This window comes from Stenotrophomonas sp. STEN013 (genome assembly GCF_056760355.1).
The window spans coordinates 18,565-32,837 of record NZ_JBRREO010000006.1 but is presented as its reverse complement, the minus strand read 5'-3'; the positions used below and the strand labels follow the sequence as shown (position 1 = coordinate 32,837).

Genomic DNA, 14,273 nt, shown 5'->3' with positions numbered 1-14,273 from the left:
CGGCAATCATCGCAATGGTGGGGGGGCTGGGTCTGGCGGTCGCGGCGCAGGCGCAAAGTGGTGCGCGGGTGCTGGCCAAGTTCGATGACGTCAATGCATGGCAGTTGATCACCTCCAACCAGGTCAGTGGCGCGTTGCGGCCGGTGATGGCCGGCAGCGGTCGCGCGCTGTGCCTGGACTACGACTTCCACGATGTCTCCGGCTATGTGGGCATCCGCCGGCCCCTGGAAATGACCTGGCCGGAGAACTACCAGGTGTCGTTCATGCTGCGCGGCGATTCGCCGGCCAACGACCTGCAGTTCAAGCTGATCGATGCCAGCGGCGACAACGTGTGGTGGGTCAACCGACCCGGCTATGTGTTTCCGAAAGACTGGACCCAGGTGAGCTATCGCAAACGGCATATCGAAAAAGCCTGGGGCCCTGGCCAGGACAAGACCCTGCGGCGCACCGCGGCGGTGGAGTTCACCCTCTACAGCAAGTTCGGTGGCAAGGGTACGGTGTGTTTCGACCGCCTGACGATGCAGGTGCTGCCCAAGGAAGACACCTCGGCGCTGACCACGAGCGTGATCGCCGATACCGCCACCGCGCTGCAGCAGCGGATCGCCGATGGCAAGCCCGATACGGTGTGGATCAGTGGCGGCGTGAAACAGCAGACCATCAGCCTGGATCTGGGCAAGGTGCGCGAGTTCGGCGGCGCGGTGATCCAGTGGGTCCCCGGGCTGGAGGCATCGCGCTACGTGGTGCAGGCCTCGCGCGATGGACGCGACTGGCAGAAGATCCGCGAAGTGGTGGCCGGAGGCGGCGGACGCGACTGGCTGGCCTTGCCGGAGACGGAGGCGCGCTATCTGCGTTTCGACCTGGTCGATGGTCCCAGTTGGCGCTACGGCATCCGCGATATCAGCCTCAAGCCGCTGGCGTTCGCGGCCACGCCCAACGATTTCATCCGCTCGCTGGCGCAGGAGCTGCCGCGAGGGGCGCTGCCGCGCGGTTTCAGTGGCGAGCAGCCGTACTGGACCCTGCTGGGCCTGGACGGGGGCCACGAGCAGGCGCTGATGGGCGAGGACGGCGCGCTGGAGGCGGTCAAATCCGGCTTCAGCATCGAGCCGTTCGTGGTGCTCGATGGCAAGACGCTGGGCTGGGCCGACGTGAAAGCCAGTCAGCAGCTGCAGGATGGCTATCTGCCCATTCCCTCGGTGCAGTGGCAGCATGACCAGCTTGGTCTGACGGTCACCGGGTTCGTGCAAGGCCGCCCCGAGCAGGCGCAGCTGGTGGCCCGCTACCGGCTGCACAATCCGGACAGGGTCGCCCACGACTACACCTTGGCGTTGGCCGTGCGTCCGTTCCAGGTCAATCCACCCGGCCAGTTCCTCAACACCGTGGGGGGCGTCAGCCGGATCGAGCGATTGGCGATCCAGGACGGCAAGGTCAGCGTCAATGGCACGCTGCAGGCATTCGCCACGCTCAAGCCCGATGCCGAATTTGCCAGCGCCTTCGACAGCAAGCTGGAGGTCACCCATCTGGCCGGCAAGAGTCTGCCGCCGACCCGCGAGGTGCGTGACAGCACCGGCCTGGCGTCCGGCGCGATGCTCTACACGTGGAGGCTGGAGCCGGGGCAGAGCCGCGAAGTGGCACTGGTGCTGCCGCAGCGGGGCGCCTGGCAGATGCCGGCGGCGTTCGATGCGGACAAGGCGCAAAAGCAGGTCGCCACGATGTGGCGGCAGAAACTGGACCAGGTGCGGCTGCAGCTGCCTGCCGCAGGCCAACCGCTGGCCGACACCTTGCGCACGGCGCTGGCGCACATGCTGATCTCCCGCGTCGGTTCGAGCCTGCAGCCGGGCACGCGCTCGTATGCGCGCAGCTGGATCCGCGATGGCGCGATGATCTCCGAAGGCCTGTTGCGCATGGGCCGAAGTGATGCGGTACGCAGCTATGTGGACTGGTATGCGCCCTACCAGTTCGACAACGGCATGGTGCCGTGCTGTGTGGATGCGCGCGGCAGTGATCCGGTGCCGGAAAACGACAGCCATGGCGAGCTGATCTACACCATCGCCGAGTACTGGCGGCATACCGGCGACCGCGCTTTCCTCGAGCGCATGTGGCCGCATGTGCTGGCTGCCTGGGGGTATATGGAAGACCTTCGCCTGGGCGAGCGGACCGAGGAGAACCGCGCGCGGCATCCGGGCTTCTACGGCATGATGCCGGCCTCAATCAGCCACGAAGGCTATTCGGCCAAGCCGGTGCATTCGTACTGGGACGGTTTCTGGGCGCTGCGCGGTTACAAGGACGCGGCGGCGATGGCGGTGGCGCTGGGACTGGAGACCGAGGCGCTGGCGATGGCCGAGTCGCGCGACCAGTTCCAGCAGGACCTGCAGCAGTCGCTGCTGGAAACCATGAAGGCCCATCGCATCGACTATCTGCCCGGTTCGGTGGAACTGGGCGACTTCGATCCGACCTCGACCACGATCGCGCTGGCGCCCGGCGGCGAGCAGGGGCGGCTGCCGCAACCGGCGCTGGACAACACTTTCGAGCGCTACTTGCAGCAATTCCTCGCCCGCCGTGACGGCAAGCGCGACTGGAAGGACTACACGCCCTACGAATGGCGCAATGTCGGGGCGTTCGTGCGCCTGGGCTGGCGCGAACGGGCCCAGCAGGCCAGCGAATATTTCTTCAAGGATCGTGCGCCGGCCGGCTGGAACCAGTGGGCCGAGGTGGTGTCACGCACGCCGCGCGAGCCGTTCTTTGTCGGCGACCTGCCGCATGCCTGGGTGGCGTCGGACTTCGTGCGTTCGGCGCTGGACATGTTCGCCTACGAGCGTGAGCTGGACGAGTCGATTGTGCTGGCCGCCGGGGTGCCGGTGGCCTGGCTGTCCGGCAAGGGCGTTGCCATTGAGGGCCTGCATACCGCGCATGGCCCCTTGAAATTCAGCCTGGTCCGCAGCGAGCGTCGCTTGACCTTGCAGGTGGCCGACGGCCTGCAGCTTCCGCCCGGCGGGCTGGTGTTGCCGTGGCCCTACGAGGGTGAGCCGGGGGCGGCCATGATCAATGGCGAGCCGGTACCGTGGTCGGGCGGGGAGCTGCGGATCGGCAGCGTGCCGGCCAAGGTCGAGATCGACATGCCGGCGCAGGTGCGGCGCGATGAGCGCTCACGCCGCTGAGGTGGGCGGGAGTGGTCTGCGCAAATAAAAACTGCGCCTCGCAGGCGAGGCGCATTAAGCCGGCGGGAAAGGAGAGGGGGATTCCCGCCGTACTTTCAGAAAATCAGCCGGCGCGGGCCGTACGGACGATTTCCGCCGCGGCAGCAGCCGAGCGCTTGACCTCATCCCACTGGCCGGCACGGATCCAGCTGTCCTGGACCATCCACGAGCCGCCGATGCAGACCACGTTCTTCTGCGACAGGTAGTCGCCGGCGGTGGCTTCGGTGATGCCGCCGGTGGGGCACAGCTTCAGTTCCGGGATCGGTCCGGCCACGCCTTTGATCATCGCCAGCCCGCCCACGGCGGTGGCCGGGAACAGCTTGCAGATGCGGAAACCGCGCGCGACCAGCGTCAGCAGTTCGGTCGGCGAGGCCGCGCCGGGTACGACTGGCAGCGGCGCGGCGGCCAGCGCCTCGGCCATGTGCGCCGGGGTGCCCGGTGTCACCAGGAAATCGGCACCGGCATCGATGGCACGCTGCATCTGTTCGACCGTCAGCACGGTACCGGCGCCGACCACGACGTCGGGCAGCTCGCGCTTGAGCATGGCCAGCGCCTCCATCGCCACCGGTGTGCGCAGCGTCAGTTCGATGGCCGGCAGGCCACCTTCAAGCAGCGCGGCGCTGACCGCCCGTGCCTGGTCCAGGGTATGGACGGTGACCACGGGCAGAATGCCGGCTGCGGTGAGCAGCTGTTCGGCGCGATCCTGGTGCTGGGCGATACTCATGGGGTTCCTCTTGAAGCGGTGGGCGCGCCGTGCTTGCGCGGCGCGCGGGGGTCAGGCGTCCTTGGCTTCGTGCGGCGCGGCGGCCGCGGCGGCGTCATGACCGAGTTCGTATTCGGCGTCATAGTCCCACTGGCTGCCATCCGGATGCGCCGGGCCACAGGAAATCGACACCGCGCCCTGGTCGGCCGGGCCGACGATGCGACGGTTCATCGCAAACAGGTTGCGGCCCAGGTCGTTGCCGGCCGGCGCGGTATTGGCGGCGATGCCACGGGCCGCCCATTCGGCGGCGTCCACCAGCACTTCAAGAGTGCCGGCCTCGCCGTCCAGGCGGATGATGTCGCCCTCGCGCACGCGGGCGATGGGGCCGCCACGGGAGGCTTCCGGGGTGACATGGATGGCGGCGGGGATCTTGCCCGAGGCGCCGGACAGGCGGCCGTCGGTGACCAGCGCCACGCGCCGGCCCTGGTTCTGCAGCAGCCCCAGCAGCGGTGCCAGCGAATGCAGCTCCGGCATGCCGTTGGCGCGCGGGCCCTGGTAACGCACCACCGCAACGAAGTCCTGCGGCAGGGCGCCGGCGGCGTGCAACTTGTTCAGCACCTGCGGCGCATCCACCACCACGGCCGGGGCCTCGATGGTGCGGTACTGCGGCTTGACCGCCGACAGCTTGATCAGCGAGCGGCCGATATTGCCCTTGAGCAGGCGCAGGCCACCCTGCGCTTCGAATGGATTGGAGGCCGGGCGCACCACGTCCTCGTCGCCACTGACCGCTGCGGCCGGGACGTAACGGACCTCGCCATCGAGCAGACGCGGCTCCTGGGCGAAGGCGCGCATCCCGCCCTCGGCGATGGTGACCAGGTCGTCATGCATCAGCCCGGCGTCCATCAGCTCGCGGAACACGAAACCCGGTCCGCCGGCGGCGGCGAAGCGGTTCACATCGGCTTCGCCGTTGGGGTAGACGCGGGCCAGCAGCGGCACGATCTGCGACAGCTCGTCCATGTCGTCCCAGGTCAGCACGATGCCCGCGGCGCGGGCCACGGCGATCCAGTGGATGGTGTGGTTGGTGGAGCCGCCGGTGGCCATCAGTGCGACCACCGCGTTGACGATGGCGCGCTCGTCGATGATGCGGCCAAGCGGGCGGAAGTCCGTGCCCAGCGCGCAGATCTCCAGCGCCCGTGCGGTGGCGGCGCGGGTCAGTGCATCACGCAGCGACAGCTCCGGATTGACGAACGAGGCGCCGGGCAACTGCACGCCCATCGCCTCGAGCAGGACCTGGTTGGAGTTGGCGGTGCCATAGAAGGTGCAGGTGCCCGGGGCGTGGTAGGAGGCCGATTCGGCTTCCAGCAGCTCTTCGCGGGTGGCCTCGCCGGCGGCATAGCGCTCGCGGACTTCGGCCTTCTTCTTGTTGGGGATGCCCGGGGTCATCGGCCCGGCCGGCACGAACACCGCCGGCAGGTGGCCGAAGGCCAGTGCGCCGATCAGCAGGCCCGGCACGATCTTGTCGCACACGCCCAAGTAGATCGTGCTGTCGAACATGTCGTGGCTCAGGCCGATCGCGGTGGCCTGGGCGATCACGTCCCGCGAGAACAGCGACAGTTCCATGCCGCCACGGCCCTGGGTGACGCCATCGCACATGGCCGGCACGCCGCCGGCGACCTGCGCGGTGGCGCCCAGTTCACGCGCGGCCCGGCGGATCTGCTCGGGGTAGTGCTCGAACGGCTGGTGGGCCGAGAGCATGTCGTTGTAGGAGGTGATGATGCCCAGGTTCGGGGTGACATCGGCACGCAGGCGGCCCTTGTCGGTCGGACCACAGGCGGCAAAGGCGTGGGCGAGATTGCCGCAGCTCAGGCGCGAACGGGACGGTCCGTCACGCAACGCCGCGTCGATGCCGGCCAGGTAGGCCGCGCGCGAGGGGGCGCTGCGCTGGCGGATGCGGTCGGTGATGGCTTGGATTTTCGGGTGCAGGCTCATTGGCTACCAGCTATGAGAGGGGCGCGGACAGCGCCCGGTGACAGGGTGCGGCGACTGCGCAGGCGCGATCGTCGGCAGCGTGGTTGGCCCGGACCGGTACTCAGGCGCACCAGTGCACGCGCAGGCGCGGGCCCGGGGCATTGATGGCGGCCAGTACCGGATAGCGGGCGACATCGTTGGATTCGAGAGCGGCATTGAGCACGTCCAGCTTCTGCTGGCCGCGCAGCAGCAACAGGCGCGTGCCGATCGGAGCGAACCCCTGCGGTGTCAGGGTGATACGCAGCGGCCAGCCATTGGCGACCGGACAGCCGGTGGCGTCCAGCGCCGCATAGGTCTGGGTGCTGGCCAAGGCCCGTCCGAGATCGCGCGAACCCGGGAACAGCGAGGCGGTATGGCCGTCATTGCCCATGCCGAGCACCACCAGACAGGCCGGCTGGCTGTGCTGGGCCTGCAAATTGGCGTCGTGCACGCACTCGGCCAGCGGCTTGCCGATTCGCACCAGCGGATCGAAGTGCGCACCTTCGGCATGCTTGAGGAAGCTGTTGCGGACCAGCCAGGCGTTGCTGTCGCGGTCCTGCGGCGAGAGCCAGCGTTCGTCGGCCAGGCCGACCTCGACACGTGCCCATTCCAGCGGCAGCTCGGCCAGCGTTTCATAGACCGGTGCCGGGGTCGTACCGCCGGACAGCAGCATGCGTGCGCGCCCGCGTTGCTCGATCTCGTGGGCCAGGACCGTTTCCATCTCCTTGGCAACACCGTCGGTCCAGGCCTCGTGATTGGCGTGGCGAACCAGCGTGATACGGTCGGAAACAGCGGCGTTCATGCGACAACTCCTTCAGTGTGACGGGCCGCGTCCACGGCATAGGCGGCAGCGCCGAGCAGTCCGGGGCAGGGGTGGATGATGGCCATTGACGGTACCTGCGACATGGTCGCGGTGAACCGGCCCTTGCTTTCAAAGCGCTGGCGGAAGCCCGAATGGCGCAGTGAATCGAGCAGTCGTGGCACCAGGCCGCCGGTCAGGAATACCCCGTCCCATGCGCCTTGGACCAGCACGGTATCGCCGGCCACCGCGCCGAACACTTCCATGAACACCTCGATAGCGCGCACAGCCAGCGGATCACCAGCCTGGGCGCGTTCGCTGATCTGTTCCGGCCGCAGCAGCCCCGGGTCATTGCCGGCCATCTCGCTGAGTGCGCGGTGGATGTTGACCAGGCCCGGGCCACAGACCAGCCGCTCGTTGGAGACACGGCCGAACTGTGCCGAAAGGATTTCCAGAATCCGGATCTGTTCGGGCGAGGCCGGCGCAAAGCTGGCGTGGCCGCCCTCGGTAGGCAGCGGATAGTTGCGGCCATCGCGGACCACCAGCGCCCCCACGCCCAGGCCCGTGCCCGGGCCGATCACGCAGTAGGTGCGCGACTGGCCGGCGGCGCCCGGCTGCCAGCTGGCGCCGCCGATCTGGGCGACATCCTGCGGCTGCAGCAGTGCCACGGCCATGGCCTGGGCAACGAAGTCGTTGACCAGGTGCAGCGAATGGAAGCCCAGCTGCGCGGCGGTGCGGTCACGGGAGATCACCCACGGATGGTTGGTGATCCGGGCCTCGTCACCATCCACCCGACCGGCCACCGCGAACACCCCGCTGCGCGCTTGCGCGCCCTGTTCCTGCAGATAGTGGGCTGCCGCATCCGCCAGCGACGGGAAGGCCGTCACCGGGTAGGCACGGATGCTGCTCTGGTCCAGCGGGGCCCCGGCGGTGATGTCGGCCAGCGCAAAGCGCGCGTTGGTCCCGCCGATATCGGCCACCAGGGTCAACTCCGCCGATGCCGTCACTGTGCTGCCTCCGCAGACTTGGCGGCCATATCTTCGGGCAGGAAATCCAGGGCCTGCGCCGGGCCCCAGCTGCCGGCCGCGTAAGGCTCCATGGGCAGGTCGGCCGCTTTCCAGGCATCGGCAATGCTGTCGATCCAGGCCCAGGCCGCCCGCACTTCGTCATCGCGCACGAACAGGGCGTGGTTGCCGTTGAACGCGTCCAGGAACAGGCGTTCGTAGGCGATGCGGCGGTGCAGTCCGGTGGGGACGGACAGCTCCAGCGACAGCGGCTGCAGCTCCAGCGCGCCCCATTCCGGGCCGGCCAGCGAGCTCATCAGACCGAGCTGGATGTTCTCCTGCGGCTGCAGCTGGAAGGTGATGCGGTTGGGCGTGGCGTTCTTGCGATCCGGGCGTTCGAACACCCAGTGCGTGACCGGCTTGAGATTGACTTCGATGCGGGTGGTGCGCTCGGGCAGGCGCTTGCCGGTAACCAGATGGAACGGGACACCTTCCCAGCGCCAGTTGTCGATATGCGCGGTGACGCCGACAAAGGTCTCGGCCTCGCTGCCTTCCGGCGGCTGGTAGGCCTGGACCGGCTGGTCGTTGATGGTGCCGGCGGTATAGCGGCCGCGGACGCTGTCCTTGGCCGCGTGCTTGGCGCTGAGCGGGCGCAGGGCGCGCAGCACTTTGACCTTCTCGTCGCGGATGCGGTCGGCTTCCAGGGATGCCGGCGGCTCCATCGCCACCAAGCACAGCAGCTGCAGGATGTGGCTCTGCACCATGTCGCGCATCGCGCCGGAGCGGGAGTAATAAGAGTCACGGCCATCCACGCCATCGCTTTCGGCAACCAGGATGTGCACCGACTCGATGTAATTGCGGTTCCACACCGCCTCCAGCAAGGTGTTGCCGAAGCGCAGCGCCATCAGGTTCTGCACCGCCGCCTTGCCGAGGTAGTGGTCGATGCGGAAGACGCGGTCCTCGTCGATCAGCTTGCCGATCGAACGCAGGATTTCGGCGGCACTGGCCGAGTCCGAGCCGATCGGTTTTTCCAGCATCAGCCGGTTCGGTGCAGCCAGCGCGCCGCCCAGGGCCAGCCCTTCGCAGGTGGAGATGTACAGGCCCGGCGGGATGGACAGGTTGCTCACGCATTTGCGGTGCGCCAGATCCTTGACCGCTTCGGCCACCGACTCCGGGTTGCGCAGATCCACCGAGCGGTAGTCGATACGCGCGAGCAGGCTGTCGATGTCGTCCTGGCTGGCATGCGGCACGGCCTGTTCAAGGCGCGGGCGCAGGATGTCGTGGAACTTCGCGGTATCGTGCGGCGACAGCGCCAGTGCACGTACGCGGAAGTCCTCGGGAAGCAGGCCATCGCCCAGCAGGCGCAGGAGGGAGGGGAACAGATAACGCTGGGCCAGATCGCCTGTGGCACCGAACAGGAAAAGGGTGTCGTGCATGGTTCGAGTTTCGTGTGCGGGTGACATCGTTGTCAATCGTTGTTCATCGGGCCGCACCACATGCGGGCGGGTATGGAAATGCAGGCTGGCACGGGCAGTTGCGGCGTGCACGGCACCGTGCGCAGGGCGATCTGGCTGGGCGATTTCGCCCGCGGACTTCGGGTCCGCCGTTCACGCTGGGAACCCAGGTGATGGTGCCATATGAATATGCTTAACGGGGGCACGGTTTCCGATGTATACGATTGCAGGGTACGGGTGCTGGATGGTTTTGCCTGTGCTGGAGGGCTGCCGCGAGGTGGCGGTGACGGGTTCGGCAGCGAGGTGGCGATGGCCAAGGTCCGGTTTGACGGGGTGCGCAAGGTCTACGACAACGGCCAGGTGGCGGTGCACGGGGCCAGTTTCGATATCGAAGATGGGGAGCTGATGGTGCTGGTGGGGCCATCTGGCTGCGGTAAGTCCACCCTGCTGCGGATGGTGGCCGGGCTGGAGGAGATCAGCGCCGGCACGTTGAGCATTGGTGATCGTGTGGTCAACGACGTGGCGCCGAAGGATCGCGACATCGCCATGGTGTTCCAGAACTACGCGCTGTATCCGCACATGACCGTCGCCGAGAATCTGGCCTTCGGTCTGAAACTGCGTGGCCACGGCAAGGCCGAGGTACAGCGAAGAGTGCAGGGCGCGGCCGAGGCGCTCGGCCTGGCAGCGATGCTCGACAAGCTGCCACGCGCGATGTCGGGCGGGCAGCGGCAGCGCGTGGCGTTGGGGCGGGCGCTGGTGCGCGAGCCTTCGGTGTTCCTGCTGGATGAGCCGCTCTCCAATCTGGATGCCAAGCTGCGTCACTCGGTGCGCGCCGAGATCGCCCAGCTGCACCGCAAGCTGGGTACCACCATGATCTATGTCACCCACGACCAGGTGGAGGCGATGACGCTGGGGCAGCGCATCGTGGTGCTTGATGAAGGGCGGGTCCAGCAGATCGATACGCCAATGGCGCTCTACCAGCGGCCGGCCAATCTGTTCGTGGCCGGGTTTTTGGGCAGTCCGGCAATGAATATGCTGCGTGGGCGGCTGAAGTCCTCGTCCGTGGATGGCCTGGCGCTGGAACTGGCGGACGGGCCGCTGCTGCCGCTGGGCGGGCTGACGCTGAGTCCGGGCTGGTTTGGCACGGAGATCGTGGTGGGCGTGCGCCCCGAGCATCTTCAGCCCAGTGAAGCGGTAGGGCACTTCAGTGCCGTGGTCGAGGGGGTGGAGCCGGTCGGCAACGAGATCTTCGTCAACCTGCGCCATGGCGCGCAGCCGCTCGTGATGCGGGTGGCGCCGCAGCCGCTGCCGGCGCCGGGTGAGCGGGTCGGGGTCGCGGTCACTCCGGCGGCCTTGCACTTCTTTGATGCCGGTACTGGCCAGCGGCTGGAATGGGTGCCGGGGTGATCAGCGGGCCAGACCGTCCAGCAGCTCCAGCCGCGCGGCGTCCTCACCATTGATCCGTAGTGCGGCTGGCGGCAGCTCCAGTGGCAATACCGCCAATGCCAGTGCGCCGGCACAGCTGGCCACGGTGCCGACGCTGGCATCCTCCGCGCTCACGCTGTCGCCGGGCGAGGGGGTGGCAGCGGTGTGCAGCAGCGCAAGCGAGCGCTTGGCCTTGCCCAGGAAGTGGGTGCGCGCCACGATTTCCTGTCCCGGGTAACAGCCCTTCCTGACGCTGTAGGCATTGAGCCGGTCCAGCCCGAGTTGCTGCGGGGTCCATTGCTCGCGCTGCGTGTCGATCAGACGCGGCAGGCCCAGGCGCAGGTCGGACTGGCGCCAGGCCAGCTCTTCTGTCGCACTGGCCTGCTGAGCGCCGCTGGCTGCGCCAAGGCGCAGGCTCCGGGGCAGCTGCGGCGTACCCACATCCAGCTCCAGGACACCGCCTTCAAGCTGCGCGATCTGCGCACCGGTGGCCTGGGCCGGTGCTTGGAAGGCGCCGCTCACGCAGGGGGTGGCTTCCGTCGTCAGGGTGACTTTGCGGCGGAAGACGAAGCGGCGCAGTTGCTCGGCCATGGCTTCCGCACCGCCGTCATGACAGACCAGTAACAACTGCTGGGCATCCACGCGCAACAGCTGAAACGCAGCAACCACGCGGCCTTTGGCCGTCAGCCAGGCGTTCCATTGCCAATGGCCGTCATCGAGCGCGACCACGTCATTGGCGAATTGGGCTTGGGCGAAGGGGACCGCATCGGGGCCGGCAAGACGCAATACCTGCGGCTGGGCGAGCATGCGGAAACCGTTGAAAACAGGGGCGAGGTTGTCAGACACGTGACTGGGGACTAAAATTTGTGCGTTGCGAGACCGACAATGATAGGCCAAACAACCCCCACTCCCGAGACCGAAACTGAAGCCCCGCAGGCACCGGAGAAGCAGCCGCTTCCCGAGGCTGACGCGGTGCCGCAGGAAATCGGTGGTCGCGGCGGACTTGATCCGGTGCGATACGGGGATTGGGAAAAAAACGGGCGCTGCATCGATTTCTGAGCAGCGTACAGCCAACGCGGCATTCCGCCGCCCAGCCGAGATACGAGTCAGCGAATGGCGAACAGACCCCGCCCCCTTTCTCCGCACCTGCAGGTGTATCGCTGGCAGATCCAGATGGCCACCTCGATCCTGCATCGAGCTACCGGCATCATTCTGGCTGTCGGCGCCCTGATCATCGCAGGCGGTTTGCTCGCCCTGATGATGGGCCCTGAGTCCTGGAGCTGCTTCACCTCCCATGCCGGCGCTTGGTACGGCAAGGTGATCCTGTTCGGTTGGACCTGGTGCTTTGCCTACCATCTGTGCAATGGCATCCGGCACATCGTGCAGGACTTCGCCATCGGCTACGCCAAGCCGACCTTCATCCGCAGCAGCTGGGTGTCGGTGATCGCATCGCTGGTCATCACCGCGCTGATCTGGGCCTACGTCTGCATGGGAGCTGCCGCATGAGCAAGTACCGCACCCCGCTCAAGAATGCCCGCGGCCTTGGCAGCGCCAAGTCCGGCACCGAGCACTTCATCCACCAGCGCCTGACCGCAACCGCACTGGTCGCCTTGACCCTGTGGTTCCTGTGCTTCGTGCTGAGCCTGATGAACGCCGACTATGTCACCGCCGTGGCTGCCGTGGCCAAGCCGTGGAATGCCATGCTGCTGGTCGGCTTCCTGGTGGCCATGTTCTGGCACGCGCAGCTCGGTCTGCAGGTCGTGCTGGAGGATTACATCCACAATTCGCTGCTGGCCCTGGCCCTGCAGACCACGGTGAAGTTCGTTGCCGTGATCGGCGCGATCGTCAGCATCTTCGCGGTTGCCCGCGTTGCGCTTGGGAACTGATACATGTCCGCTTACAACATCACTGAACACAAGGTCGACATGGTGGTCGTCGGCGCCGGCGGCGCCGGCCTGCGCGCGACCTTCGGTCTGGCCCAGAAGGGCCTGCAGACCGTCTGCATCACCAAGGTCTTCCCGACCCGCTCGCACACCGTGGCGGCGCAGGGCGGCATCTCCGCCGCACTGGCCAACATGGGCGAGGACGACTGGCGTTACCACTTCTACGACACCATCAAGGGCTCCGATTGGCTGGGTGACCAGGACGCGATCGAGTACATGTGCCGCGAGGCCATTCCGGCGATCATCGAGCTGGAACACTACGGTGTTCCGTTCTCGCGTACCGAAGACGGCAAGATCTACCAGCGTCCGTTCGGTGGCATGACCACCAAGTATGGTGAGGGCCCGTCCGCGCAGCGCACCTGCGCCGCCGCCGACCGTACCGGCCACGCGATCCTGCACACCCTGTACCAGCAGTCGCTGGCGCACAACGCGCAGTTCATGATCGAGTACTTCGCGCTCGACCTGATCATGGACGAGGAAGGCGTCTGCCGCGGCGTGCTCGCGCTGGACATGGCCGAAGGCACCCTGCACCTGTTCCGTTCGCAGGGCGTGGTGCTGGCTACCGGCGGCTACGGCCGCGCCTACTTCAGCGCCACCTCGGCCCACACCTGCACCGGCGACGGTGGCGGTCTGGTCGCCCGTGCCGGCCTGCCGCTGCAGGACATGGAGTTCGTGCAGTTCCACCCGACCGGTATCTATGGCGCCGGCTGCCTGATCACCGAAGGTGTCCGGGGCGAGGGTGGCATCCTGCGCAACAGCAGTGGCGAGCGCTTCATGGAGCGCTATGCACCGCACTACAAGGATCTGGCCTCGCGCGACGTGGTATCGCGTTCGATGACGATCGAGATCCGCGAAGGCCGCGGCGTCGGCGAGCACAAGGATCACATCCTGCTCGACCTGACCCACCTGGGCCCGGGCGTGATCGACGAGAAGCTGCCGGGTATCGCCGAAAGCGCCCGCATCTTCGCCGGCGTCGACGTGCACAAACAGCCGATCCCGGTGATCCCCACCGTGCACTACAACATGGGTGGCATCCCGACCAACTACCACGGTGAAGTGGTGCGCAAGGTCGGCGACAACCCCGATGCGGTCGTACCGGGCCTGTACGCCATCGGTGAAGCCGCATGCGTTTCGGTGCATGGCGCCAACCGTCTTGGCTCCAACTCGCTGCTGGATCTGGTGGTGTTCGGCCGTGCCGTTGCCAACCGCTGCGCCGAAACGATCAAGCCGGGTGCATCGCACAAGACCCTGCCGTCCGATGCCTGCGACAAGGCGCTGGGTCTGCTGGACAAGCTGCGCCACGCCAATGGCGATACGCCGACGGCGGTGATCCGCGACAACATGCAGCGCACGATGCAGGCTGACGCGGCCGTGTTCCGCACCAGCAAGACGCTGGAAGAAGGCTGCCAGAAGATGGCGCAGGTGTTCGATTCGTTCCAGGACGTCAAGGTTTCCGACCGCTCGCTGGTCTGGAACTCGGATCTGATCGAAACCTACGAGCTCAACAACCTGCTGCTCAACGCTGTGGCCACGATCAACTCGGCCGAACAGCGCAAGGAAAGCCGCGGTGCCCACGCGCACGAGGACTTCCCGGACCGCGACGACGTCAACTGGCAGAAGCACACGCTGGTCACCGTCGACGAAAAGGGCAAGTGCAGCTTCGACTACCGTCCGGTGCACATGTACACGCTCAGCGATGACGTGTCCGTGGTGCCGCCGAAGCCGCGCGTCTACTGATCCGGGG

The 14,273-nt window shown here is 67.1% G+C and carries 12 protein-coding genes; 6 read left to right on the top strand and 6 right to left on the bottom strand.

Annotated elements, in window-relative coordinates; translation table 11 throughout:
• The first annotated feature begins 14 nt into the window (after window positions 1–14).
• Window positions 15–3,155: a discoidin domain-containing protein gene (locus ACVOMH_RS12640; RefSeq protein WP_481552247.1), complete on the top strand. Its 3,141-nt coding sequence runs from the start codon at window positions 15–17 to the stop codon at window positions 3,153–3,155.
• Between the two features lie 103 nt (window positions 3,156–3,258).
• Here the strand turns inward: ACVOMH_RS12640 and eda are convergent, their stop codons facing one another.
• The 5 genes from eda to zwf all read right to left on the bottom strand — a co-directional run bounded on the left by eda (window position 3,259) and on the right by zwf (window position 9,143).
• Window positions 3,259–3,918 (bottom strand): bifunctional 4-hydroxy-2-oxoglutarate aldolase/2-dehydro-3-deoxy-phosphogluconate aldolase, encoded by a 660-nt coding sequence (gene eda, locus ACVOMH_RS12635; protein WP_481552188.1) that lies wholly within the window; start codon window positions 3,916–3,918, stop codon window positions 3,259–3,261.
• 51 nt (window positions 3,919–3,969) lie between these two features.
• On the bottom strand, window positions 3,970–5,886 hold the full coding sequence (edd, locus tag ACVOMH_RS12630; RefSeq protein ID WP_481552187.1) for a phosphogluconate dehydratase: 1,917 nt from the start codon (window positions 5,884–5,886) through the stop codon (window positions 3,970–3,972).
• A gap of 100 nt (window positions 5,887–5,986) precedes the next feature.
• A complete protein-coding gene (locus tag ACVOMH_RS12625; protein ID WP_481552186.1) occupies window positions 5,987–6,706 on the bottom strand; it encodes a 6-phosphogluconolactonase in 720 nt (239 codons plus the stop codon).
• Window positions 6,703–7,710: a glucokinase gene (glk, locus tag ACVOMH_RS12620; protein WP_481552185.1), complete on the bottom strand. Its 1,008-nt coding sequence runs from the start codon at window positions 7,708–7,710 to the stop codon at window positions 6,703–6,705. The genes ACVOMH_RS12625 and glk overlap by 4 nt, the downstream gene beginning before the upstream one ends.
• Window positions 7,707–9,143 carry a glucose-6-phosphate dehydrogenase gene (gene zwf, locus ACVOMH_RS12615; protein ID WP_481552184.1) on the bottom strand — a complete coding sequence of 479 codons (1,437 nt, stop codon included), beginning with the start codon at window positions 9,141–9,143 and terminating at the stop codon, window positions 7,707–7,709. The genes glk and zwf overlap by 4 nt, the downstream gene beginning before the upstream one ends.
• Before the next feature lie 327 nt (window positions 9,144–9,470).
• On the opposite strand from zwf, the gene ACVOMH_RS12610 reads away from it, so the two are divergent.
• The gene (locus ACVOMH_RS12610; RefSeq protein ID WP_057506013.1) at window positions 9,471–10,568 is read left to right on the top strand and encodes an ABC transporter ATP-binding protein; all 1,098 of its coding nucleotides are present in this window, start codon (window positions 9,471–9,473) and stop codon (window positions 10,566–10,568) included.
• Here ACVOMH_RS12610 and ygfZ read toward each other — a convergent pair whose 3' ends face one another.
• Window positions 10,569–11,432, bottom strand: a complete 864-nt coding sequence (ygfZ, locus tag ACVOMH_RS12605; RefSeq protein ID WP_054657946.1) for a CAF17-like 4Fe-4S cluster assembly/insertion protein YgfZ — start codon at window positions 11,430–11,432, stop codon at window positions 10,569–10,571. It abuts the gene before it with no gap.
• 39 nt (window positions 11,433–11,471) lie between these two features.
• Between ygfZ and ACVOMH_RS12600 the strand changes: the two genes are divergently transcribed.
• Genes ACVOMH_RS12600 through sdhA form a run of 4 tightly spaced genes read left to right on the top strand, consistent with a single transcriptional unit; the run spans window position 11,472 to window position 14,266 of the window.
• Window positions 11,472–11,645 carry a DUF1674 domain-containing protein gene (locus tag ACVOMH_RS12600; protein WP_083468406.1) on the top strand — a complete coding sequence of 58 codons (174 nt, stop codon included), beginning with the start codon at window positions 11,472–11,474 and terminating at the stop codon, window positions 11,643–11,645.
• A 54-nt stretch (window positions 11,646–11,699) separates the two neighbouring features.
• Window positions 11,700–12,092: a succinate dehydrogenase, cytochrome b556 subunit gene (sdhC, locus tag ACVOMH_RS12595; protein ID WP_481552183.1), complete on the top strand. Its 393-nt coding sequence runs from the start codon at window positions 11,700–11,702 to the stop codon at window positions 12,090–12,092.
• Window positions 12,089–12,472, top strand: coding sequence for a succinate dehydrogenase, hydrophobic membrane anchor protein (gene sdhD / locus ACVOMH_RS12590; RefSeq protein ID WP_054657944.1), 384 nt, complete (start codon window positions 12,089–12,091; stop codon window positions 12,470–12,472). The genes sdhC and sdhD overlap by 4 nt, the downstream gene beginning before the upstream one ends.
• Window positions 12,473–12,475: 3 nt before the next feature.
• The gene (gene sdhA / locus ACVOMH_RS12585; RefSeq protein ID WP_054657942.1) at window positions 12,476–14,266 is read left to right on the top strand and encodes a succinate dehydrogenase flavoprotein subunit; all 1,791 of its coding nucleotides are present in this window, start codon (window positions 12,476–12,478) and stop codon (window positions 14,264–14,266) included.
• Window positions 14,267–14,273: the final 7 nt, after the last annotated feature.

Bases quoted from the DNA above. Each gene is read 5' to 3' on its own strand.
- sdhA (WP_054657942.1), top strand. From the start codon at position 12,476: ATGTCCGCTTACAACATCACTGAACACAAGGTCGACATGGTGGTCGTC.
- sdhD (WP_054657944.1), top strand. From the start codon at position 12,089: ATGAGCAAGTACCGCACCCCGCTCAAGAATGCCCGCGGCCTTGGCAGC.
- ACVOMH_RS12640 (WP_481552247.1), top strand. From the start codon at position 15: ATGGTGGGGGGGCTGGGTCTGGCGGTCGCGGCGCAGGCGCAAAGTGGT.
- edd (WP_481552187.1), bottom strand. From the start codon at position 5,886: ATGAGCCTGCACCCGAAAATCCAAGCCATCACCGACCGCATCCGCCAG.
- ACVOMH_RS12600 (WP_083468406.1), top strand. From the start codon at position 11,472: ATGATAGGCCAAACAACCCCCACTCCCGAGACCGAAACTGAAGCCCCG.
- ACVOMH_RS12610 (WP_057506013.1), top strand. From the start codon at position 9,471: ATGGCCAAGGTCCGGTTTGACGGGGTGCGCAAGGTCTACGACAACGGC.
- sdhC (WP_481552183.1), top strand. From the start codon at position 11,700: ATGGCGAACAGACCCCGCCCCCTTTCTCCGCACCTGCAGGTGTATCGC.
- eda (WP_481552188.1), bottom strand. From the start codon at position 3,918: ATGAGTATCGCCCAGCACCAGGATCGCGCCGAACAGCTGCTCACCGCA.
- ACVOMH_RS12625 (WP_481552186.1), bottom strand. From the start codon at position 6,706: ATGAACGCCGCTGTTTCCGACCGTATCACGCTGGTTCGCCACGCCAAT.
- zwf (WP_481552184.1), bottom strand. From the start codon at position 9,143: ATGCACGACACCCTTTTCCTGTTCGGTGCCACAGGCGATCTGGCCCAG.